This window comes from Roseovarius sp., from assembly GCF_965228755.1.
In the GTDB taxonomy this organism is placed as follows: domain Bacteria; phylum Pseudomonadota; class Alphaproteobacteria; order Rhodobacterales; family Rhodobacteraceae; genus Roseovarius.
The window spans coordinates 1,315,028-1,336,624 of the sequence record NZ_CBDDIG010000005.1 but is presented as its reverse complement, the minus strand read 5'-3'; the positions used below and the strand labels follow the sequence as shown (position 1 = coordinate 1,336,624).

Genomic DNA, 21,597 nt, shown 5'->3' with positions numbered 1-21,597 from the left:
CCTGTCACCCGGCGACGATCCACCCGACGGCGAAGGCCACGAGAGCGCAGATCAGCCCGACCAGAACCGTCTCGCCGACCGAACGCCACAACCGTTCGCCGGTCGCGTTCCAGCGCAGCAGGCCGAGGCTGACCAGCGCCAGCCCGGTAGCAGCGACCGAAAAGAGGAACGTTCGGTCGTCGGGCGGCAGCAGGAAATACGGGGTGAGGGGAATCGCTCCGAAAACCACGAAGGACAGGAAGGTCGACAGGCCGCTGATGAGGGGATTGTCCTCTTCCGGGTGCGACATGCCGAACTCGTAAGTCATCATCAGGTCGGCCATGATATCGGGATGGCGCGAGAGGATTCCGGCCGCGGTGTCGGCCTCGCCCGCGGGGATGCCGCGTTGGCGAAGGATCTCGAACAGCTCCATCCTCTCGTGATCGGGGTCGTTGGCGATCTCTTCCAGCTCGCTCTGCCGGCGGGCGCGGTAAAGGTCGTGCTGCGACCGTAGTGACAGGAATTCCCCCAGCCCCATGCTGACCGCGTCGGCGAAGAGATTCGCCAGCCCGAACACCAGCACGGCCAAGCCCCCGACCTGGGCCACGCCATCCGCGGCGGCCCCGGCGAAACCCGCCACGATGGCGAAGGTGGTCACGATTCCGTCATTGCCGCCGTAGACGAGCTGCTTGAGGTGTTCCTGTGTGCGGCCGAGCTTGTGCGCCTCGCGCCGGTGTGCCTGCCAATCCATCGCCCTGCCTGCTGATCCGGGAAACCTATGACCGCCGGTATACGGCGCCTGCCGTGTGGCGCAACCGATCTATGGGCAGGGCAGCAGTGGGAACTCGTTACCGAAGGGCCGCACTGCCCTGTGCCGCCGCAGAACTGGTACATCCCACCGCGATGCATTATGCAGGGGAGGAGGTACCAAACAGTTCGCGGGGGAAATTCCGTGCGTGACATCAAGATCCCACAGCAGCGACATCCCGAAAAGGCCCATCGGCCCGATAATGCCCAGCCGAAAAAGCCGCATTGGATCCGGGTAAAGGCCCCCGACGGCGAGGGCTATCGCGAGACGAAGAGAATCATGCGCGAGCACAAGCTGGTGACGGTCTGCGAAGAGGCGGGCTGTCCCAACGCGGGCGAGTGCTGGAACCAGGGCCACGCCACGATGATGATCATGGGCGACACCTGCACGCGGGCCTGCAGTTTCTGCAACATCGCGACAGGCAAGCCGCCCGAGGCGCTCGACCCGTTCGAGCCCGGGCGCGTGGCCGATGCCGTCCAGAAACTGGGGCTGAACCACGTCGTCGTCACCTCGGTTGACCGCGATGATGTCGATGACGGGGGTGCGGCCCATTTCGCCCAGACGATCCGGGCGATCCGGCACCGCAGCCCCGGCACCACGATCGAGATCCTGACGCCGGACTTCCTGCATTGCGATCCTGCCGTGCTGAAAGTGGTGGTCGACGCGCGGCCGGATGTCTTCAACCACAACCTCGAGACGGTGCCGGGGCTTTACCCCGCGGTGCGGCCAGGGGCGCGGTATTTCCACAGCCTGCGCCTGTTGCAGCGGGTCAAGGAGATGGATCCGACGATCTTTACCAAGTCCGGCATCATGGTCGGCCTGGGCGAGACCCGCGAACAAGTGCGGCAGGTGATGGACGACATGCGCGCGGCGGATGTGGATTTCCTCACCATCGGCCAGTACCTTCAGCCCACGCCCAAGCACCACGCGGTCGACCGGTTCGTCACGCCCGACGAATTCGCGGCCTACGAAAAGGCGGCGTTCGGCAAGGGGTTCCTGATGGTGTCGGCCACGCCGCTCACGCGCTCATCTTATCATGCGGGCGACGATTTCGCCCGGCTCAGCGCCGCACGGCAGGAACGGCTTGGCGCCTGACTGACGCCATGCAGGGCGGCAACTGATCCAATTGCAATGCAAAAGCACCGACGGGGATATCCGGCCGGTGCTTTTCGCGAGATTGCAATCCGTGCTGTGTCGAGTGGCGCTTAGCTGCCCCAGCTCCGCACCGGCCCGCAATCCATGTGAACGAAGTTGCTGCGGGTGTAGCGGCCGACGCCGCCGCCGTGGCAGGCCATCGCCGCGCGGTACATCTGGTTGACCGAGCGCGACCCGAGACGAAGATCCGCCGCCTCGCCCTTGAGGTGACGCGAATTCTTGGCGACACCGCTCGACCGGCTGCGAAGCATCGCGTTGGTCTCGGGGCTGCGGTAGCCCGAGATCAGCATGTAAGGCTCGCTGACATCCAGCATGTTATGCGCCGCCGTCATGATGTCGATGGTGCGAAGGTCGATGTCGATCACGCCGTCCGTGCGCCAGTCGCGCATGAAATAGCTGATCTCCCGGACCGCGTCGCGAATGTACTCGCCCTCGATCCAGTAGATCGTGTCGAGCGTTTCGCCGGTACGGGGGGAGGTCATCCGAATGCGGCGGATATCGCCGGCACCTTTCAGAAAACCTGTTGCGTTTGAAAAGGTGGGCGCCGCCACCACGGTTGTTGCTGCGAATGCACCCAGCAGGGCGCGCCGCGTCATGCTCAACGAGCTAACTTCTGTCATGTGTATGCGCCTGTCCCGTCGCTTACCTGTGTCCTCCGCCTTGTGGCGGCTCTGCCATCCATCCCCAGATGTGCGATTTTTATGACATATTCAGTTTTTGGGAAAAAGGGGGCTAAGGCGAAACTTTTACCGATCAAGGGGTTTCGGCAAAATCTCGCGCAAAATTCCCGCAATGTGCCTAATTTACTCGGTGTGCGCAGCGCAGACGCTGCTCTTGGGAAAAAGGTACATCTCCTGTCAAACTTTTGATTGGACAGAAATTGCCCACAGCGCATGATCAATTACATTAAACACATGAAATTTGCCAAGTCAGGGGAAACGACATGATTCTGAGAACCTTGGGGGCCAGCATCCGGGTAACGGGTTTGGCGATCGCGTTTTCGGCGATCGGGTATAGTGCCTCGGCCGCCGAGGCCGCCATAACCGCGTTCAAGCAGGCCGTGGCCGAGGCCGCGTCGTCGGACCGCGATATCGCGGCGTTCTACCGGTCGAACAAGTTCGGGGCCGTCTGGACCGGAACCACCGAAGAGGATCGCGCCCGCAGGAGTGCGCTGCTCTCCGCGATGAAGACCGCGTCGATGCACGGGCTTCCCGCATCCCGGTACGACACCGACCGGCTTGTCCGCATTCTGTCGGACGTCAATTCGCCGCGGAAACGCGGCATGGCCGAAGTGGAGATGACCAAGGCGTTCATCCAGATCGCGCGTGACATGCAGTCCGGTGCGCTGGACCCGGCCTCGATTGACGACGGGATCAAGCGCAACGGTGTCTACAAGGACGCGAAAACCTACCTGACCGGCCTGACCGAAAGCGGGCATCCGCGCGCCTATTTCCGCACCCTGGTGCCGCAGACGCGGGAATACGCCCGTCTGATGAAGGAAAAGATGCGGCTGGAGCGGCTGATCGAGACCGGCGGCTGGGGCCCGACGGTTCAGGCCGGATCGCTGGAAAAGGGCGATAGCGGGCAGGCCGTGGTGGCCCTGCGCGACCGGTTGATGACGATGGGTTATCTCGGGCGCACGTCGACGATGGTCTATGACAACAATATCGAGAAGGCGGTCCTGAAGTTCCAGTCCGCCCACGGGCTCGAGCCCGACGGCAAGGCCGGGTCGAACACGATCGACGAGATCAACACCTCGCCGGCCACGCGGCTGGCCTCGGTGCTGGTGGCGATGGAACGCGAACGCTGGCTCAACAAGGAGCGGGGCGAGCGCCACATCCTCGTCAACCTGACCGACTTCTCGGCCCGGATCATCGACAACGACATCATCACCTTCGAGACCCGCGCCGTGGTCGGCGCCAATTCGCACGACCGCCGCAGCCCCGAGTTCTCGGACGAGATGGAACACCTGGTCATCAACCCGACATGGAACGTGCCGCGTTCGATCACCGTCAACGAGTACCTGCCCCAGATGCAGCGCAACCCCGGCGCCGCCGGGCATTTGCGGCTCTACGATGGCTCGGGGCGGCAGGTCAGCCGGTCGAGGGTCAACTTCAACGCGTACAACAAGAACAACTTCCCCTTCGACCTCAAGCAGCCGCCGTCGAACAGCAATGCGCTGGGTCTGGTGAAGTTCATGTTCCCCAACAAGTACAACATCTACCTGCACGACACGCCCAGCAAACACCTCTTTGCCCACGCGCGCCGGGCTTACAGCCACGGGTGCATCCGGCTGGCGCAGCCGTTCGAATTCGCCTACGAGATCCTGTCCAAGCAGACGGATGATCCGAAGGGCCTGTTCCACCGGGTTCTCGACACCGGGCAGGAGACGCAGGTCGATCTCGAGACGAAGATTCCCGTTCACATCATCTATCGGACGGCCTTTACCAACGCCAAGGGCGAGCCGCAGTACCGGCAGGACGTCTACGGCCGCGACGCGCGGATCTGGGCGGCGATGATGAATGCGGGCGTGTCCTCGCCGGCAGTCTATGCCGCGGACATGCAGATTCCCGAGCCCGAGTATTTCTCGCAGCCGCAGGTGCGCCAGACCACCCGGCAGAGCCAGCCGCAGACGGTGCAGGTGTCGCAGCCGCGCGCGCAGGTTCGCGTCGTCAACCAGCCGCGGTACCAGGCCCGGTCGCAACCTCAGACATCGCGGGGGTCCAGCCTGAACCTGCGCTCGCGCGATCGGTAGAACCGGCCCTGTTTCCAGGCAGAGATGCCCCCCGCCGCGGCGGGGGGTTTTTCGTTTTCGCCGCGCGGGACCGGCGGCGGCCCGGAAATGACGGAATCCGCGCCTTGCCGTGGCGGAGGGGTTTTACTGGCGCCATATCGCGGCTAAATCTTTGCGGCAGCACGAGGGGAGTCTCATGGGCTATACGATTGAGCAGATTGCGGCCGCGCTGGGAACGCAGGCCGTTGGCGATGCCGGGATAGAGATTGACGGGCTGGCAGAGCCGGCGGATGCCGGGCCGCGCCACCTTGCCCTGGCGATGAAGCCCCAGTTCGCCGACGGGCTGGGCGACGGCCAGGCGCGCGCCGCCATCCTCTGGGGCGACGCGGACTGGCAGGCCCTCGGGCTCGAGGCGGCCATCCTCGCGCCGCGGCCGCGCTATACCATGTCGGGTCTGACGGCGATGCTCGACCCGGGGCAGGGGTGGGACCACGGCATTCACCCCAGCGCGGTGATCCACCCCGACGCACGGCTCGAGAAGGGGGTAAGCGTCGGTCCCTTCAGCGTGATATCGAAAAACGCCTATATCGGTGCAGGCACGGTGATCGGCCCGCAATGCTACGTGGGCACCGGCGCCAGGATCGGCCAGATGAGTCTTCTGCGCGAAGGCGTCAGGATCGGCGCCCGGGTCACCACCGGCGACCGGTTCATCGCCCAGCCCGGGGCGGCCATCGGCGGCGACGGGTTCTCTTTCGTCACGGCCGAAACCTCTGTCGTCGAGAACGTGCGGGAAAGCCTTGGCGACCGGGGCGAGGCGCAGGCCCAGACCTGGACTCGGATCCACAGCCTCGGCGGTGTCGAGATCGGCGACGATGTCGAGATCGGTGCCAACACCACGATCGACTGCGGCACCATTCGCAGCACGCGCATCGGCCGCGGCACCAAGATCGACAACCTCGTGATGATCGGCCACAATGTCGAGATCGGCGAGGATTGCCTGCTCTGCGGCCAGGTCGGTATCGCCGGCTCGGCCCGGATCGGCAACAACGTGGTCATGGGCGGCAAGACCGGCGTCAGCGACAATATCTTCATCGGCGACAACGTGATCACCGGGGGCGGTACGATCGTGCTGGCCAACATCCCGGCCGGCCGTGTCATGCTGGGCTATCCGGCGATGAAAATGGAAACCACCATGGAGGTCTTCAAGGGCTTCCGCCGGCTCAAGCGCCTGTTCTCGGATGTGGCCGAGCTCAAGAAAACGGTTTCCAACCCGCCCGCGAAAGACTAAATCGGGCGCGACATAAGGAAGAGGGCCGGAGCGATGGACATCAAGGACCGCGTCATAAGGATCATTGCCGAGCAGGCCGTGCTCGAACCTTCCGATGTCACGATGGACAGCACGCTGGAAGACCTCGGCATCGACAGTCTCGGGCTGGTCGAGAGCATCTTCGCCATCGAGGAAGAGTTCGACATTTCCATCCCGTTCAACGCCAACGAACCGCAGGAAAGCGATTTCGACATCTCGTCGGTCGCCAGCATCGTTGCGGGTATCGAAAAGCTGGTGGCGGAACAGAAACCGTGAAAAGGGTCGTCATCACGGGCGCCGGAACGATCAATGCGCTCGGGTTCTCGGTGCCCGAAACCCTTGCCGCCATGCGGGAAGGCCGCTGTGGCATCAGCGAGCTGGAGTTTCGCGATGTCGAGCGGCTGGCGATTCGCATCGGCGGGCAGGTGAAGGGCTACGAGCCCGAGGAACGCTTCAACCGGCAGCAGCTTGCGCTGTATGACCGTTTCACGCAGTTCACCCTCGTCGCCGCGCGCGAGGCCATCGCGCAGTCGGGGCTGGAGTTTTCCGGCGAGCTGGCCGCCCGGTCGGGTGTCGTGCTGGGCAATTCCGGTGGCGGGATGACCACGCTCGACGAGAATTACCGCTCGGTCTACGAGGAGGGGAAGAACCGCGTTCACCCCTTCGTCGTGCCCAAGCTGATGAACAACGCCGCCGCCAGCCACGTGTCGATGGAGTTCAACCTCAAGGGGCCGAGCTTTACCGTGTCGACTGCCTGTGCCAGCTCCAACCACGCGATGGCGCAGGCCTTCCAGATGGTGCATGGCGGGCTGACCCCGGTGATGATCACCGGCGGCTCGGAATCGATGCTGTGCTTCGGTGGCGTCAAGGCGTGGGAAGGGCTGCGCGTCATGTCCAAGGATGCCTGCCGCCCGTTCTCGGCCAACCGCAACGGGATGGTGCAGGGCGAAGGGGCCGGGGTGTTCGTCTTCGAGGAGCTGGAGCACGCCAAGGCGCGCGGCGCCGAGATCCTGGCCGAGGTGGCGGGGTTCGCCATGTCCTCGGACGCCTCCGATATCGTCATGCCCTCGAAACAGGGGGCGGCAAGGGCCATTCGCGGCGCACTGCAGGACGCGCGGATCGACGCGACGGATGTGGGCTATATCAATGCCCACGGCACCGGCACGGCGGCCAATGACAAGACCGAGAGTGCCGCGGTGGCGGATGTGTTCGGCGCCCATGCCGACCGGCTGATGATCTCTTCGACCAAATCGATGCATGGCCACCTGATCGGCGGGACCGGGGCGGTCGAACTGCTGGCCTGCATCATGGCGGTGCGCGACGGGATCGTGGCACCGACCATCGGCTATGAAGAGCCCGACCCGGAATGTGCGCTCGACGTCGTGCCCAACGAGGCACGTGAGGCGCATGTCGAGGTGGCGCTGTCCAACGCCTTCGCGTTCGGCGGGCTCAACGCCGTCCTGGCTCTGAAACGGTTTTCCTGAACGACAGCTTTGCCACCGGGCAGAACGAAAAACGCCGCCCCGAAGGGCGGCGCTTGTCATTCCCGTAACCGGCCGCGCCTCAGTTCGGCGCGACCGAGACGTTCTCGTAAGCCTTGGTGAAGCCCGAAAGCGAGGCCTTGATCACGACGCGCTGGTCGGGGGCCTGCGCGGGCACGATCGTCAGCAGCGCCTCGCTGCCGGCCTTCAACTGGTCGATGTCGGCCTGGGTAAAGCCGATACGGGCAAAGCAGCCGACCATCGAGCAGAAGGAATAGTTGTAGGCCTTCGCCTGGCCGCTATCCACGGCGATCTTCAGACCCTGCGGCAGCAGTGTGCCCAGCGGCACGACGATGGTGGCGCCGGCCACGGCCTGGCTGTCGTCGGGCAGCTTGAAAAGGCTGAACTCGGCCACCGGGTTGCCGGCATCCTCGCGCAGAAGCTGGTACATCTGGCAGGGGTCTTCCTCGGCCTCGCTGCGGAAGCACTGAAGCTGCCAGTCGCCGTAGGTTTCCTTGACGTAGGACGGATCTTCCTGAACCTCCTGACCCATGTCGAGCGTGTTGGCGTCGGCGGCGCCTTCCTCGCTCTGGCCTTCGGTGTCGGCCTGGGCTTCCGTGTCGGTCTGGGTTTCGGCTTCGGCCTCGGTCGTGGTGTCGGATGTCGTATCATCCTGCGCCATGGCGACGGAACCGGCCGCCAGAAGCGCAATGACCGGCAGGGTGAAAAGAAATCTGGACATGAAATCCCCGTTTTGGTGATCAGTGTTTTGTCGTCGCTCCCGACTCCGGGAACGGGCTGAGGAGATAAAATCGTACCGGTCGGCAGGTTTCAAGGCTTTCCGCCGCACACATGCCGCCGCCTCCCATAAAAAAGGAAAAGAGACCTTTCGGTCTCTTCCCCTGTTTCTCCCTGCCGGACTGGCCGACTTAGTTATTGAGCGAACGCTATGACAGTTACCGCAACCCGTCAACAGGAATGGTTCAAAATTTTTGATGGCACTGTTAAGGGCGGAAAATGGGCCCGGATTCCGGGGGCTGAGTCGGGCCCCGAAAGGTCGAAAAAAGGCCGCACCGAAACGGCGCGGCCAGTCTGACAGGGAGGAAGTCGCCCCGGCACCAAGAGGACATGAGGCCCAGGGCAGATTGAAGGTGCCAGACAATGATTAACTTAGTATGTTCAGATCGTGGAAAAGTTGGGACGGGGGTCTAATAAGTTGGAAAACAAGGTTTTTATCGGTGGTGGCGGCGAAGGGTACGGCGATGCGCAGGGGCTCACGCTGAAGTATGCCAACCGCCACGGTCTGATCGCCGGGGCGACGGGTACGGGCAAGACGGTGACCCTCCAGATCCTGGCCGAAGGGTTCTCCGCCGCGGGGGTGCCGGTTTTCCTGTCGGACGTGAAGGGCGACCTGTCGGGGCTTGCCGCCTCCGGCAGTGCCGAATTCAAGCTCCATGACGCCTTCACCAAGCGCGCCTCAACCATAGGTTTCAACGACTACCGATACGAGGCCTTTCCCGTCACGTTCTGGGACCTGTTCGGAGAGCAGGGACACCCCGTTCGCACCACCGTCGCCGAGATGGGCCCGCTCCTGTTTTCCCGCCTCCTGCAGCTGACCGAGGCGCAGGAGGGGATCATGAACATCGCCTTCCGCGTGGCCGACGAGGAGGGGATGCCGCTGCTCGATCTCAAGGACCTTCAGGCGCTGCTGGTCTGGGTCGGCGAGAACCGCGACGAGCTATCGCTGCGCTATGGCAACGTCTCGACCCAGTCGGTGGGCGCCATCCAGCGCGCGCTGCTGGTGCTCGAGAACCAGGGCGGCGCCGGTTTCTTCGGCGAACCGGCGCTCGACCTGGCCGACCTGATGACCACGGCCGCCGATGGCCGGGGACAGGTCAACATCCTCGCCGCCGACAAGCTGATGGGCGCGCCGCGGCTCTACGCGACCTTCCTGCTGTGGCTCCTCTCCGAGCTCTTCGAGACGCTGCCCGAGGTGGGCGACCCCGACAAGCCGAAGCTGGTCTTCTTCTTCGACGAGGCGCATCTGCTGTTCGACGACGCGCCCAAGGCGCTGGTCGACAAGGTCGAACAGGTGGCCCGGCTGATCCGGTCCAAGGGCGTGGGCGTCTATTTCGTGACGCAGAACCCCGACGACATCCCCGAGGATATCCTCGGCCAACTCGGCAACCGCTTCCAGCATGCCCTCCGCGCCTTCACCGCCCGCGACCGCAAGGCGTTGCAGCGGGCCTCGGAAACCTACCGGCCCAACCCTCGCTTCGAGACGGTCGACGCGATCCGCGACGTGGGCGTGGGCGAGGCGGTGACCTCGATGCTGGAAGACAAGGGCGTGCCGGGCATCGTCGAGCGCACCCTGATCCGCCCGCCATCCTCGAAGCTCGGGCCGGCCAGCGCCGCCGAGCGCGAGGCGGCCATGGCGGCCTCGCCGGTCAGGGGGAAGTATGACGAGCTGCTCGACCGGATGTCGGCCTACGAGATCCTCGCCGCCCGGGCGGAGAAGGCCGCCAAACAGGCCGAAGCCGCCGAAGAGGCGGTGGAGGAGATGCCCCCCGCCGAACGGGAGTTCAACGCGGGCCGCCGCTATTCCGGCTCCCGCGTGCCGCGCTCGACCAGCCGCGAGGATCGCAGTTTCGGCCGGAAGTTCGGCGATGCCATGTCGGACGCGGTGATCAAGGAAATGAAGGGCACCACGGGCCGCCGCATCGTGCGCGGCATTCTCGGCGGGCTGTTCAAGGGGCGCTAGGGGCGGATATCCCGCAACCCGTTTAGCAGCGTGTCATAGAAGGCCTCCGCCTTGCGGATGCGCCCGGCGGGCAGGCGCTTCGCCTCGATCCGGATCAGCACCTCGACCCCCAGCATGAAGGGCAGCCAGATGTTGCGCTCGACCTCGTTCAGAGCGAAGGCCCCGGCAAAGGCGTCGATACCCCGGGCATCGACCCCGAACCGCGCCTCTCCCGAAGGGATCAGCCCGCGCCGCGCCATATGCGACAGGAAGCGCGCCATGTCCTTGTAGATCGGCAGCTTGGCTGATCCACCGGTGTCGATCCCCTTCAGGCGCGGCCCGACAGCCAACAGGTTGTTGGGATGAAAATCGCCATGGCTGATCGCCACCCGCCAGCGACCCGCCTCATGCGGGGCTGAAATGCGCTGCAGCTCGGCCAGCACCGCCTCTTCGGCCCGGCGCAGCCCCCCGTTTCGCTGCCGCGCCATTCCGCGCCCGATCCGCTTGAACCACCCGTCGAGCCGCACCTCCGTCAGCTCTTCACTGGGGGCGGTATACTTGCGCAGCCACGCCGCGGCCGGGGGCAGGAAATCGGCCCGATGCGCCCCGCCGGTCGCCCGGATCACCTCCATCAGCGGCTGGCCCGGCACCCGTTCCACCACCACGAGCCCCAGGTCCGGCACATGCGCTAGCGGCCTGTTCACTTGGAAATCGCCCTCGGACATGTAGCGCTCGGTGCGCTGCAACTCGGCCCAGTCCCGCGTCGCATACTCCTCGGCATGTTCGATGTAGAACCGGAAGATCGCCGGGCGCTTCCCGAAGCGGCCCGACAGGATCGCGCGCTTGCCCGGCACCAGCCGAAGCACCTCCTCCAGCGCCGCGCCCGCCAGCCGTACGTCCTTCGCGGCCAACGCCTCGAACGACTGCACGAGCGCCATCATCGCGTCCATGTCAGGCAGGGGGGAAGAGCCGCGCGTTTTCGCCATGGCCGCCACAATTCCGCATGCCTCTTGGGGCGTCAACCGAATTGAACCCGGATCGCCCCCCGTCTATGGTGACGCCAAATCCGGCAAGACTTGCGAGGCGCCCATGACCGACACCCCCGTTTCCGAAATGTCCTTCGAGGAGGCCATGAAAGAGCTCGAACAGGTGGTCAGCAAGCTGGAGCGAGGCGACGTGGCGCTGGAGGATTCCATCAAGCTCTACGAGCGCGGCGCGGACCTCAAGAAACGCTGCGAGACAAAGCTCAAGGAAGCCGAGGAGAAGGTCGCCGCCATCACGCTCGACGGTGAGGGCAACCCGACCGGCACGACACCCGTCGAAAACTTGTGAGCACCGATCTGGAAGACCGGCTCGCCGGGCTGCGCACCTCGGTCGAGGCGCATCTGGCCGATGTGCTGGCGCCGTTCGGCGAGGGCCCGGTGGCACTGGCGATGCGCTACGCGGTGCGCGGCGGCAAGCGGGTGCGCGCGGCGCTGGTGATGGAGGGCGCGCGGCTGCACGGCGTGTCCGATGCCCGGTCGATCTGGCCCGCCTGTGCGATCGAGGCCATGCATGCCTACAGCCTTGTCCACGACGACCTGCCCTGCATGGACGATGACGACCTGCGCCGGGGCCAGCCCACGGTGCACGTGAAATGGGACGAGGCCACCGCCGTTCTGACCGGTGACGCGCTGCAATCGCTGGCCTTCGAGCTGGCGGCCCACCCGGACGGGGCAGAGACGGCCGAGGCCCGCGCCGACCTCGCCCTGACGCTGGCCCGCGCCGCGGGCGGGCAGGGGATGGTGCTGGGCCAGGCCCTCGACATCGCCGCCGAAACCGCCGCGGCGCCGCTGACCCTCGAAGACATCACGGCCCTGCAAGCCGGCAAGACCGGCGCGCTCATCGGCTGGGCCGCCACCGCCGGGCCGCGCATGGCGGGCGCCGATACCGGACCGCTCGAGCGTTACGCCGCGGCCCTCGGCCTCGCCTTCCAGATCCAGGACGACGTGATCGACGTCACCGGCGATGCCTCCGCCGCGGGCAAGGCCGTGGGCAAGGACGAAGCCGCCGGCAAGGCGACCTTCGTGTCGCTTCTGGGCCTCGATGCCGCCCGCGCCCGCGCCGCAGCCCTTGTAGAAGAGGCTTGCGAGGCCATATCTTGCCATGGTCAGGAGGCCGAGCGCTTGCGGCAGCTGGCGCGCTTCGTTATCTCACGCCAGACCTGACGGAAGCGACGAGCCAGAGAGGGGACCCCCCGTGTCAGACCGCCCGAATACACCCCTGCTGGACCAGGTGAAAACGCCCGCCGACATGAAGCGGTTCAGCGATGCGCAGCTCGTGCAGCTGGCCGACGAGCTGCGGCAGGAAACCATCTCCGCCGTCTCCGAAACCGGCGGCCATCTCGGCGCGGGTCTGGGCGTGGTCGAACTGACCGTCGCGCTGCACCATGTCTTCGACACGCCGCGCGACAAGCTGATCTGGGACGTCTCGCACCAGTGCTACCCGCACAAGATCCTCACCGGCCGCCGCGACCGCATCCGCACGATCCGCCAGAAGGACGGGCTCTCGGGCTTCACCAAGCGCACCGAGTCGCCCTATGACCCGTTCGGCGCCGCCCACAGCTCCACCTCGATCAGCGCGGCGCTCGGCTTTGCCGTGGCGCGCGACCTGGGCGGCGTGTGCGACACCGGCCATGGCGATGCCATCGCGGTGATCGGCGACGGCGCGATGAGTGCCGGCATGGCCTTCGAGGCGATGAACAACGCAGGCCACCTCAAGAAGCGCCTGATCGTCATCCTCAACGACAACGAGATGTCGATCGCCCCGCCGGTGGGCGCGCTCTCCTCCTACCTGTCGCGGCTCTACGCCGGCGAGCCGTTCCAGGAATTCAAGGCGGCCGCCAAGGGGGCCGTGTCCCTCCTGCCCATGCCCTTCCAGGAAGGCGCGCGCCGGGCCAAGGAGATGCTCAAGGGCATGACCGTGGGCGGCACGCTTTTCGAGGAGCTGGGCTTTTCCTATGTCGGCCCCATCGACGGCCATGACATTCACCAGCTTCTGCCCGTCCTGCGCACCGTGCGGCAGCGGGCGACCGGCCCGATCCTGATCCACGCGATCACCCGGAAGGGCAAGGGCTATGCCCCCGCCGAACAGTCAAGCGACGCGGGTCATGCCCGGGCCAAGTTCGACGTGGTGACCGGCGAGCAGCAGAAGAAGCCCTCGAACGCGCCGAGCTATACCAAGGTCTTCGCCAACGCCCTGCTGGAGCATGCGGCACAGGATGACCGGGTCTGCGCCATCACCGCCGCCATGCCCGACGGCACCGGGCTCGACCTCTTCGAGAAACGCTATCCCAGCCGCTGCTTCGACGTGGGTATTGCCGAACAACACGCGGTGACCTTCGCGGGCGGGCTTGCGGCGGGGGGCATGAAACCCTTCGCGGCGCTTTATTCCACCTTCCTGCAGCGCGGCTACGACCAGGTCGTGCATGACATCGCCATCCAGAACCTGCCGGTCCGCTTCGCCATCGACCGTGCCGGGCTTGTCGGCGCCGACGGCCCGACCCATGCTGGCGCCTTCGACGTGGCCTACCTTGCCTGCCTGCCGAATTTCACCGTGATGGCGGCGGCCGACGAGGCCGAGCTTGTCCACATGGTCGCCACCGCCGTGGCGCATGACAGCGGGCCCATCGCCTTCCGCTACCCGCGGGGCGAGGGGCAGGGGGTCACCATGCCCGAACGCGGCGAAGTGCTGGAAATCGGCAAGGGCCGGATCGTGAGCGAGGGCGCCCGCGTCGCCATCCTCTCCTTTGGCACACGGCTGGGCGAGGTGCGCAAGGCCCGCGAGGCGCTGATGCAGCGCGGGATCGAACCCACCATCGCAGACGCCCGCTTCGCCAAGCCCCTCGATACCGACCTGATCCTCGATATCGCCGCCCGGCACGAGGCGCTGATCACCATCGAGGAGGGCTCGGTCGGCGGCTTCGGCAGCCACGTGGCCCAGCTACTGGCCGAGAACGGCGTCTTCGACCATGGCCTGAAGTTCCGCTCCATGGTCCTGCCCGACGTCTTCATCGACCAGTCGAGCCCCGACGACATGTACGCCACCGCGAAACTCAGTGCGGCGCATATCGAGGCCAAGGTGCTCGACGTCCTGGGCGTGACCGACCTCAAGGACAAGCGCGCCTGAACTCCCAAGAAACGCGAAAGGCCGGGAAAAACCCCGGCCCTTCTTCTTGGTCCCAATATCCCGGGGGTTTGGGGGCTGGCCCCCAATCCGCCCGATGCCATCAAGCGCGACGCCGCCGACGCCCACCCCGGCCACGGCCTTCCGCTTCTTCGCCCGGCTTCGGCGGGGCCTTGTTGAACCGAATCCACTCGCCGCCATGCGGGTCGTTGTTGGTCAGGAAGTTGGCGGCGCGGATCGCCTCCATCTCCTTGCCCGCTTTGGGCTTGGTCGAGCCGAGACCGAAGAGCTGGCAGAACGTCTCGTCTTCCATGTCCTCGGGCAGCACGATGCCGAGAGCGGCGACCTCGGCCTTCTTGGCGTCGATCTCCGACTGTTTCACCGGCAGCGCGATCGGGTTCATGATCGCGCTGGTCATGCCCGCGCCCATCGCCATCGGCAGGAAGGCGTTGTTGATGCCGTGCCGGTTGGGCAGGCCGAAGGAAATGTTCGAGGCGCCACAGGTCGTATTCACGCCCAGCTCGTCGCGCAGGCGGCGGACGAGGGTGAAGACCTGCTGACCGGCGGTCGCCATGGCGCCGATCGGCATTACCAGCGGGTCGACCACGATGTCATGGGCCGGAATGCCGAAATCGGCCGCGCGTTCCACGATCTTCTTCGCCACGGCAAACCGCACGTCGGGATCTTCCGAAATGCCGGTATCGTCGTTCGAGATGGCCACGACCGGCACGTTGTATTTCTTGACCAGCGGCAGCACCAGTTCCAGCCGCTCTTCCTCGCCCGTGACCGAGTTCAGCAGCGGGCGGCCATGCGCGGCGGCCAGCCCGGCCTCGAGCGCGCCGGGCACCGAGCTGTCGATGCAGAGCGGCACATCCACCAGCCCCTGCACCAGCTCGACCACCTTGGTCATCAGCGGCGGCTCGGTCTGGTTCGGATCGGGGTTCGAGTTGTAGACCACGCCCGCGTTGATATCGAGCACGTTGGCGCCGGCAGCGACCTGCGCCAGCGCATCCGATTCCACGGTCGAGAAATCGCCCGCTTCCAGCTCGGCGGCCAGCTTCTTGCGCCCCGTGGGGTTGATCCGCTCGCCGATCACGCAGAACGGTTCATCGAAGCCGATGATGGCGGTTTTGGTTTTGCTCTCGACGATGGTACGGGTCATTTTCGATCCTTCAGGAGGCGTTTGCGGGTTTGGTGGCGTCGCCACCGTTCTCGATCGCCCATGTGGCGTTCGTCTTGATGCCGCCCAGCGGGAAGAAGTGGACGTTGGTGATGTTGAAATCGGGGTTGGCCTCGCGATGCGTGGCCAGGTCGCGCAGCACCTCGTGCGGCTCGTAGGGCAGCAGCAGTTTCGAGACATCCATCGCGCGCTTCTGCAGCACCTTCAGCGAGGGGCCGACACCGCAGGCGATGGCGAACTTGATCAGCGTCTGCAGCTTGGCCGGCCCGGCGATGCCGATATGGATCGGCAGGGTGACACCGGCGGCGGACAGGCGGTTGGCCCATTCGATCATCGGTTTGGCGTCGAAGGCGAACTGCGTGGCGATGGCCATCTCGGCATCGGTCCGCTCCGAGAATTTCTGCTTCCACTGCAGCGCCTCGTCGACGGTCGCGGTGCCGCCATTGGGGTCGATGTCGCGGTTGCCCTCGGGGTGGCCGGCCACGTGCAGGCGCTTGAAGCCCGCCTTGTCGAATTCGCCCGATTCCATCAGCTGCATCGAGCTGTGGAAATCGCCATGCGGCTGGGCCACGCCACCGGCCAGCAGCAGCGCCTGCTCGACCCCGGCCTCGCCGTTGTAGCGGGCGATCCAGTCGGCCAGCGTCGCCTTGTCCTTGATGATCCGCGCCGGGAAGTGCGGCATCACCGGGTAACCCTCGTCGGCCAGCCGCTTGGCGGTGGCGACCATGTCGTTGATCGGCGTGCCCTCGATATGGGCGATGTAGACGCGCGTGCCCTCGGGCAGCAGGTCGCGGAAATTCTCGACCTTTTCGGCGGTGCGGGGCATCACCTCGATCGAGTAGCCTTGCAGAACCGCCTCGAGCCGGCCATCGGCCACCGCGGCAGGTTTCTCACGCTTCTTGAAGTTCAACAAAGCCATCACGGCCTCCCATAGCGCAGGTTTCGGGCTCATGCCCAGCCTTCATTGGCGATCAGGGCCTTGATACGCTCCTGATCATACTCCGCGTCCAGCCGGGCCGCCTCGGCCTCGGCAACGTCCGCCGCCTCTCCCTCCACCAAGTAGGGCGCAGCCTTGCGCCATTCCGCCAGATAGGTGTCGGTGTCCGACGCCCCCACCTTCATCGCGGCGCGGTCGATCGCCTGCTCGAAACGCTCGGGCAGTTGCTTTTTCGCGCCGCGGCGACCCTTTCCGACGATCACTTGCGCCGGAATATCCCGCCAGTAGACGATGGTGACATCAACCATGACTGATTCCTCGTTTTCAGTGGCCTCTCTCTAAAGCAGCACGGGCCACCGGCAGGGTCGATTTTCGACAGAACGCGCGCATACTGCGACAGTCTGACACTAGCGCCGCGGCGCGGGCCTTGCCACCAGGGCTAACCGGAAAAACTTTCATATTCATAATGTGAAACGCCAAACGCTTGCGCGAGGCGTCGCAAGAGCCTACCTTTGATTCAACTCGAAATGGAGGGCGTAGGAATATGACGCCCAAGCGTCCCGTAAGTGCGGGCGCGATCCCGAAAGCGGTAGAGAGCCCCGCACTGACCCGGCCCGATGCGCCGCCGCTCTATGCGGCGTTGGATCTGGGCACCAACAGCTGTCGAATGCTGATTGCCCGTCCGAAGGGTGGCCAGTTTTCGGTCGTAGACAGCTTTTCCAAATCTGTTCAGCTCGGCTCGGGTCTCGAGAAAACCGGGCGGCTTTCGCGCGCCTCGATCTATCGCACCATCCAGGCGCTTCGGGTCTGCCAGCAGAAGCTCAAGCGCAACAAGGTGGTCAAGATGCGCCTCGTCGCGACAGAGGCCTGCCGCCGCGCCGCCAACGGGCGCGAGTTCATGGACCGGGTGCATCGCGAAACCGGCCTCCGGCTCGAGATCATCGAACCCCAGCAGGAGGCCCAGCTTGCCGTCGTCTCCTGCGCGCCGCTGGTCAGCCCGAAGACCGAGCAGCTTCTGGTGGTGGATATCGGCGGCGGCTCGACCGAGCTGGTCTGGATCGACCTGACCGACGTGCCGCCGCAGGGCCGGGCGCGGGCGATCATGCGGATGCATGGCGGCTTCGACCTGCCCGACGATGGCGGGCCGCGGGCGCGGGTCGTCGACTGGATCAGCGTACCGCTCGGCGTCGCCACGCTGCGTGACCAGTTCCGCGATGTGGAAGACGACAGCGCCCGCTTCGCGCTGATGAGCTGGTTTTTCGAAGAGAACCTCGCCGAGTTCGCGCCCTACAAGGACGAACCGCCGCGCGAGGGGTTCCAGATCGTCGGCACCTCCGGCACCGTCACCACCGTCGCCGCCAGCCACCTCGGCCTCAAGCGTTATGACCGCAACAAGGTCGACGGGCTGCGCATGACCTCCGACGAAATCGACAAGGTGATCCGCACCTATCTCGCCCTCGGCCCCGCCGGGCGGCGCCGCGACCCGCGCATCGGCATCGACCGGCAGGCGCTGATCATGTCGGGCGCGGCGATCCTTCAGGCGCTCCTGCGCTGCTGGCCCACCGACCGGCTTTCTGTCGCCGATCGCGGCCTGCGCGAGGGCATACTCTACGCACTCATGTCATCCGACGGGGTGCTCGAAGATACGGACACATGATGGCCAAGAAACCGGACGGAAAGAACACCTCGGGGCGCGGACAGCGCGATCTGACGGTCAAGGTGAAGACCGCGCGGGGGCGCAAGTCGTCCTCGACCCGCTGGCTGCAGCGGCAGCTGAACGACCCTTACGTGAAACGGGCGCAGGCCGAGGGCTATCGCGGCCGCGCGGCCTTCAAGATCATGGAGCTCGACGACAAGTTCCGCTTCCTCGTTCCCGGCGCACGGGTGGTCGACCTCGGCTGCGCCCCCGGCGGCTGGTGCCAGGTGGCGGTGCCGCGCGTCAATGCCTTGGGCGACAGGTCGGGCAAGGCGCAGGGTTTCATCCTCGGCGTCGACCTCCAGGAGGTCGAGCCCATCGCCGGGGTCGAGCTGCACCAGCTCGATTTCATGGACGAAGGCGCCGACGACAAGGTCAAGGAATGGCTGGGCGGCAAGGCCGATGTCGTCATGTCCGACATGGCCGCCGCCAGTTCCGGGCACAAGCAGACCGACCATTTGCGCATTATCGCGCTCTGCGAGGCCGCGGCCTATCTCGCCTTCGACGTGCTGGAGGAGGGCGGCACCTTCGTGTCGAAAGTGCTGGCCGGTGGGGCGGAGGGCGAGCTGCAGAAACTGCTCAAGCAACGCTTCACCAAGGTCGCCAACGTCAAGCCGCCGGCGTCGCGTTCGGACAGTTCCGAGAAATTCGTCGTGGCCACCGGATACCGTGGCGCGCCCGAGTAGAGCCTAGTTTCGCGCCGCCAGGGTCTCCGCTGCGCGTTTGGCGAAGGCGGCGCTGTCTTCCTGCGCGCTGTCTTTCGTCAGCCGCGTCTCACGGCGCTGCGCGGCAAGGTTGTCCTGCCGGATTAGTTCGAACAGCCTCGCGTGGCGGGACAAGGACGGCGGAAGGGGCAGCGGGGCAGGGCGCATCAGGCGAATCTCCGGGCACTCGTACGGGTGTACTCTAGCGGGGATTAAGATCCGATTGAGGCGGAAATTGCCCGAAACGAGGGGTATTGCGTGACCTCGGACGCTAAAGCGACAACACCAGTGCTAGCGACAGCAGGGTCAGTGCGCTTGTGCCCACGATGATCTGCGCGATCCGGTCGGCGCGCACATCATAGAGCAACGCCATGCTGAAGGCCATCGCCCCGGCGGGGCCGGCCGCGGCGAGGATGAATTGCTGGCTTTGCGGCGTCCAGCCGGGCGACAGGGTCGCATACGCGCCCCAGACGAGCGCCGGAAAGGCAAGCATCTTGATCGCGCCGACGGTCAGCACCACGGGATCGGCCGACATGCGCGTCTTGGACAGCACTACGCCCAGGGCAAACAGCGCGATCGGCGGGGCGGCGGCGCCGTTGAAGTCGATGAACGTGTCGACTGGCCCGGGCATCTCCACCTGTGCCAGCCCGGCGACGAGCCCCGCCAGGATGGCCACGATCAGCGGCATGCGCACCAGCTTTCCCGCGATCACGCCCGGGCGCCAGGCCGTGCTGCCGTAAAGTTCCAGGAATATCAGCGACCCCGCAAACAGGAACAGCACGTCCAGCACGATGACCGACACGACCGGGCCCACCCCATCCGCGCCATAAACAAGCTGAGAAATCGGCAGGATGTACATGACAGTATTGGAGAAAACCGCGCAGACCCCCAGCAGGACCGCCTCGGTGACCCCGCAGGCAAACAGCTTGCGGGCGGCGACATACACGACCGTGAACACGACCGCCTCGGCCAGCGCGTAGATCAGCAGCTTGTCCCAGACGAACGCGCCGAAATCGGACCGGGCCAGAAGGCCGAACACCAGCACCGGCATCGGGATCGACATGGCGAAGCGGTTGATGATGCGCGCGTTTTCCTCGGTCGCGCGCCCTGAACGGCCCAGCAGGTAGCCGATGATCGCAATCGCGAAAATCGGCAGGATCGGGTCGGTCAGAACCTTGATAATGCTGGACAATCGCGCGCTCCTTTGGGCCATCAATAGAGCAGTTGTCAGGGAATGCAAACGCCCTGCCGCATCGTGGCGCGCCCAGCTTGATACACCGGGCCTGACCCGGTATGCCCGACATGACGACAGGGCGAGGCCGTTCCCGGCATGCGCCGGCCCGGAAAGGAAAGCCATGGACAGGCTGCGGCGAGAAAAGAAAGCATGGGCGGGCGCCACGACGAGCCGCAGATCGCGCGGCTCGGCTTATTGTTTGAAACGTATATATTTGCGTAATTTCAGAAGTTTATCTGTCGCACCTGAGGTAAACTCATGACCCCTGGCGCCCGCGTCGCCGCCGCCATTTCGGTGCTGGACCAGGTGCTCGAGGGCACCCCTGCCGAGCAAAGCCTCACCCGCTGGGCCCGGGGCGCGCGCTACGCCGGCTCCAAGGACCGCGCCGCCGTGCGCGACCACGTCTACCAGGCATTGCGCTGCCTGCGATCCTATTCATGCCTCGGCGGGGGGCGCAGCGGTCGGGGCGTGATGATCGGCGCGTTGCGGGCGGCCGGATCCGATCCCGATGAAATCTTCACCGGAGAGGGCCACGCCCCGGAACGGCTGAGCGAGGCGGAACGTCAAGGCGGCGCCCGCCCCGAGGCGGAGGGCGACCGCCTCGATCTGCCCGACTGGCTGGTCACCGCCTTCCAGGACAGCCTCGGCGACGCGGCCGAGGCCACGGCGCTCGCCCTCCGCTCGCGCGCGCCCGTCGTCCTTAGGGTCAACCAACGCCTCAAGACACGGCCGGAAGCCATTGATATATTGGAAAATGACGGGATCCACGCCGAAGGTCTCGATATCGCCCCGACCGCCATTGTCGTCAGGGAAGGTGCCCGCCGCATTGCCGGGTCTGCCGCCTATCGCGACGGCATCGTCGAGCTTCAGGACGGCAGCAGCCAGGCCGCAATGCACGCTCTCGCCGTCGCGCCCGGCAGCAGGGTCCTCGACTATTGCGCCGGCGGTGGCGGAAAAATCCTCGCGCTCGCCGCGGCGACCGACGGCACCTGGTATGCGCATGACGCCGACCCGGCCCGCATGAAGGATCTCCCCGCACGGGCCGCCCGGGCGGGGGCGACCGTTACGTGCCTGTCCACTCGCGACGTCGCCGCCGAGGCGCCCTACGATCTCGTTCTGTGTGACGTGCCCTGTTCCGGCAGCGGCACGTGGCGGCGCGCGCCCGATGCGAAGTGGCGCCTCGGTCCGGACAGGCTCGCCACCCTGATCGGGCTGCAGGCCGACATCCTGCAACAGGCGGCAGGCCTGGTCAGACCGGGCGGCGTTCTCGCCTACTCGACCTGTTCCATCCTGCGTGAGGAGAACGAAGCACAGATCGAGAAATTTGCCGAGAAAACAGACGGATGGAAGGCAGAATTCACGAAAAGGTGGCCGGTGTCCGACGCGGGAGACGGCTTTTTCCTCGCCGCGTTCCGTGCGCCGGGTTGACACATGTCGCAACCTTGACGTGCAGATCGCGCCGCCGTTAAATCATGCTTA

Annotated in this window: 21 protein-coding genes; 12 read left to right on the top strand and 9 right to left on the bottom strand. The window is 65.6% G+C overall.

Annotated elements, in window-relative coordinates:
• Positions 1–4 precede the first annotated feature (4 nt).
• Complete coding sequence (locus ACO07J_RS10165) at positions 5–730, bottom strand: VIT1/CCC1 transporter family protein (protein WP_422028710.1); 726 nt, start codon at positions 728–730, stop codon at positions 5–7.
• Between the two features lie 201 nt (positions 731–931).
• Between ACO07J_RS10165 and lipA the strand changes: the two genes are divergently transcribed.
• Positions 932–1,882 (top strand): lipoyl synthase, encoded by a 951-nt coding sequence (gene lipA / locus ACO07J_RS10160; protein ID WP_422028709.1) that lies wholly within the window; start codon positions 932–934, stop codon positions 1,880–1,882.
• 110 nt (positions 1,883–1,992) lie between these two features.
• Here lipA and ACO07J_RS10155 read toward each other — a convergent pair whose 3' ends face one another.
• Complete coding sequence (locus ACO07J_RS10155) at positions 1,993–2,562, bottom strand: YcbK family protein (RefSeq protein WP_422028708.1); 570 nt, start codon at positions 2,560–2,562, stop codon at positions 1,993–1,995.
• Positions 2,563–2,885: 323 nt separating this feature from the next.
• Here ACO07J_RS10155 and ACO07J_RS10150 point away from each other — a divergent pair, with 323 nt between their 5' ends.
• From ACO07J_RS10150 to ACO07J_RS10135, 4 genes are all read left to right on the top strand, one after another.
• Positions 2,886–4,697 (top strand): L,D-transpeptidase family protein, encoded by a 1,812-nt coding sequence (locus ACO07J_RS10150; RefSeq protein ID WP_422028707.1) that lies wholly within the window; start codon positions 2,886–2,888, stop codon positions 4,695–4,697.
• Between the two features lie 175 nt (positions 4,698–4,872).
• Positions 4,873–5,964 carry a UDP-3-O-(3-hydroxymyristoyl)glucosamine N-acyltransferase gene (gene lpxD, locus ACO07J_RS10145; protein WP_422028706.1) on the top strand — a complete coding sequence of 364 codons (1,092 nt, stop codon included), beginning with the start codon at positions 4,873–4,875 and terminating at the stop codon, positions 5,962–5,964.
• Positions 5,965–5,997: 33 nt separating this feature from the next.
• On the top strand, positions 5,998–6,258 hold the full coding sequence (locus tag ACO07J_RS10140) for an acyl carrier protein (RefSeq protein ID WP_300895403.1): 261 nt from the start codon (positions 5,998–6,000) through the stop codon (positions 6,256–6,258).
• Positions 6,255–7,466 carry a beta-ketoacyl-[acyl-carrier-protein] synthase family protein gene (locus ACO07J_RS10135; protein ID WP_422028705.1) on the top strand — a complete coding sequence of 404 codons (1,212 nt, stop codon included), beginning with the start codon at positions 6,255–6,257 and terminating at the stop codon, positions 7,464–7,466. Before ACO07J_RS10140 ends, ACO07J_RS10135 begins: the two co-directional genes overlap by 4 nt.
• A gap of 79 nt (positions 7,467–7,545) precedes the next feature.
• Here the strand turns inward: ACO07J_RS10135 and ACO07J_RS10130 are convergent, their stop codons facing one another.
• Complete coding sequence (locus ACO07J_RS10130; protein WP_422028704.1) at positions 7,546–8,205, bottom strand: invasion associated locus B family protein; 660 nt, start codon at positions 8,203–8,205, stop codon at positions 7,546–7,548.
• Between the two features lie 474 nt (positions 8,206–8,679).
• Between ACO07J_RS10130 and ACO07J_RS10125 the strand changes: the two genes are divergently transcribed.
• A complete protein-coding gene (locus tag ACO07J_RS10125) occupies positions 8,680–10,224 on the top strand; it encodes a helicase HerA-like domain-containing protein (protein ID WP_422028703.1) in 1,545 nt (514 codons plus the stop codon).
• Here ACO07J_RS10125 and ACO07J_RS10120 read toward each other — a convergent pair.
• On the bottom strand, positions 10,221–11,189 hold the full coding sequence (locus ACO07J_RS10120; protein ID WP_422028702.1) for a hypothetical protein: 969 nt from the start codon (positions 11,187–11,189) through the stop codon (positions 10,221–10,223). The two genes, ACO07J_RS10125 and ACO07J_RS10120, sit on opposite strands and share 4 nt — an antisense overlap.
• A gap of 103 nt (positions 11,190–11,292) precedes the next feature.
• Between ACO07J_RS10120 and ACO07J_RS10115 the strand changes: the two genes are divergently transcribed.
• Genes ACO07J_RS10115 through dxs form a run of 3 tightly spaced genes read left to right on the top strand, consistent with a single transcriptional unit; the run spans position 11,293 to position 14,370 of the window.
• Complete coding sequence (locus tag ACO07J_RS10115) at positions 11,293–11,535, top strand: exodeoxyribonuclease VII small subunit (protein ID WP_422028701.1); 243 nt, start codon at positions 11,293–11,295, stop codon at positions 11,533–11,535.
• 8 nt (positions 11,536–11,543) lie between these two features.
• Positions 11,544–12,410 (top strand): polyprenyl synthetase family protein, encoded by an 867-nt coding sequence (locus ACO07J_RS10110; protein WP_422029757.1) that lies wholly within the window; start codon positions 11,544–11,546, stop codon positions 12,408–12,410.
• Between the two features lie 31 nt (positions 12,411–12,441).
• Positions 12,442–14,370, top strand: coding sequence for a 1-deoxy-D-xylulose-5-phosphate synthase (dxs, locus tag ACO07J_RS10105; RefSeq protein WP_422028700.1), 1,929 nt, complete (start codon positions 12,442–12,444; stop codon positions 14,368–14,370).
• 100 nt (positions 14,371–14,470) lie between these two features.
• Here dxs and ACO07J_RS10100 read toward each other — a convergent pair whose 3' ends face one another.
• The 3 genes from ACO07J_RS10100 to ACO07J_RS10090 are packed head-to-tail and all read right to left on the bottom strand — an operon-like array spanning position 14,471 to position 16,792.
• On the bottom strand, positions 14,471–15,529 hold the full coding sequence (locus ACO07J_RS10100; protein WP_422028699.1) for a methyltetrahydrofolate cobalamin methyltransferase: 1,059 nt from the start codon (positions 15,527–15,529) through the stop codon (positions 14,471–14,473).
• 10 nt (positions 15,530–15,539) lie between these two features.
• Positions 15,540–16,466, bottom strand: a complete 927-nt coding sequence (locus tag ACO07J_RS10095; RefSeq protein ID WP_422028698.1) for a methylenetetrahydrofolate reductase — start codon at positions 16,464–16,466, stop codon at positions 15,540–15,542.
• Between the two features lie 29 nt (positions 16,467–16,495).
• Entirely contained in the window at positions 16,496–16,792 is a 297-nt protein-coding gene (locus tag ACO07J_RS10090; RefSeq protein ID WP_422028697.1) for a virulence factor, read from the bottom strand.
• 236 nt (positions 16,793–17,028) lie between these two features.
• Here ACO07J_RS10090 and ACO07J_RS10085 point away from each other — a divergent pair, with 236 nt between their 5' ends.
• Entirely contained in the window at positions 17,029–18,141 is a 1,113-nt protein-coding gene (locus ACO07J_RS10085; RefSeq protein ID WP_422028696.1) for a Ppx/GppA phosphatase family protein, read from the top strand.
• Positions 18,141–18,866, top strand: a complete 726-nt coding sequence (locus ACO07J_RS10080; RefSeq protein WP_422029755.1) for an RlmE family RNA methyltransferase — start codon at positions 18,141–18,143, stop codon at positions 18,864–18,866. Before ACO07J_RS10085 ends, ACO07J_RS10080 begins: the two co-directional genes overlap by 1 nt.
• Positions 18,867–18,869: 3 nt before the next feature.
• Here ACO07J_RS10080 and ACO07J_RS10075 read toward each other — a convergent pair whose 3' ends face one another.
• Both ACO07J_RS10075 and ACO07J_RS10070 read right to left on the bottom strand, forming a co-directional pair.
• A complete protein-coding gene (locus tag ACO07J_RS10075) occupies positions 18,870–19,052 on the bottom strand; it encodes a hypothetical protein (protein ID WP_422028695.1) in 183 nt (60 codons plus the stop codon).
• 103 nt (positions 19,053–19,155) lie between these two features.
• On the bottom strand, positions 19,156–20,076 hold the full coding sequence (locus tag ACO07J_RS10070; protein WP_422028694.1) for an AEC family transporter: 921 nt from the start codon (positions 20,074–20,076) through the stop codon (positions 19,156–19,158).
• Positions 20,077–20,376: 300 nt separating this feature from the next.
• Between ACO07J_RS10070 and ACO07J_RS10065 the strand changes: the two genes are divergently transcribed.
• Positions 20,377–21,546 (top strand): RsmB/NOP family class I SAM-dependent RNA methyltransferase, encoded by a 1,170-nt coding sequence (locus tag ACO07J_RS10065; RefSeq protein WP_422028693.1) that lies wholly within the window; start codon positions 20,377–20,379, stop codon positions 21,544–21,546.
• The last annotated feature ends 51 nt before the right edge of the window (positions 21,547–21,597 follow it).

Coding starts and splice junctions, on each gene's coding strand:
- ACO07J_RS10120 (WP_422028702.1), bottom strand. CDS start 11,189: ATGGCGAAAACGCGCGGCTCTTCCCCCCTGCCTGACATGGACGCGATG.
- ACO07J_RS10065 (WP_422028693.1), top strand. CDS start 20,377: ATGACCCCTGGCGCCCGCGTCGCCGCCGCCATTTCGGTGCTGGACCAG.
- ACO07J_RS10130 (WP_422028704.1), bottom strand. CDS start 8,205: ATGTCCAGATTTCTTTTCACCCTGCCGGTCATTGCGCTTCTGGCGGCC.
- ACO07J_RS10155 (WP_422028708.1), bottom strand. CDS start 2,562: ATGACAGAAGTTAGCTCGTTGAGCATGACGCGGCGCGCCCTGCTGGGT.
- ACO07J_RS10090 (WP_422028697.1), bottom strand. CDS start 16,792: ATGGTTGATGTCACCATCGTCTACTGGCGGGATATTCCGGCGCAAGTG.
- ACO07J_RS10075 (WP_422028695.1), bottom strand. CDS start 19,052: ATGCGCCCTGCCCCGCTGCCCCTTCCGCCGTCCTTGTCCCGCCACGCG.
- ACO07J_RS10095 (WP_422028698.1), bottom strand. CDS start 16,466: ATGGCTTTGTTGAACTTCAAGAAGCGTGAGAAACCTGCCGCGGTGGCC.
- ACO07J_RS10085 (WP_422028696.1), top strand. CDS start 17,029: ATGACGCCCAAGCGTCCCGTAAGTGCGGGCGCGATCCCGAAAGCGGTA.
- ACO07J_RS10100 (WP_422028699.1), bottom strand. CDS start 15,529: ATGACCCGTACCATCGTCGAGAGCAAAACCAAAACCGCCATCATCGGC.
- ACO07J_RS10140 (WP_300895403.1), top strand. CDS start 5,998: ATGGACATCAAGGACCGCGTCATAAGGATCATTGCCGAGCAGGCCGTG.
- ACO07J_RS10150 (WP_422028707.1), top strand. CDS start 2,886: ATGATTCTGAGAACCTTGGGGGCCAGCATCCGGGTAACGGGTTTGGCG.
- ACO07J_RS10165 (WP_422028710.1), bottom strand. CDS start 730: ATGGATTGGCAGGCACACCGGCGCGAGGCGCACAAGCTCGGCCGCACA.
- ACO07J_RS10115 (WP_422028701.1), top strand. CDS start 11,293: ATGACCGACACCCCCGTTTCCGAAATGTCCTTCGAGGAGGCCATGAAA.
- lpxD (WP_422028706.1), top strand. CDS start 4,873: ATGGGCTATACGATTGAGCAGATTGCGGCCGCGCTGGGAACGCAGGCC.
- ACO07J_RS10080 (WP_422029755.1), top strand. CDS start 18,141: ATGGCCAAGAAACCGGACGGAAAGAACACCTCGGGGCGCGGACAGCGC.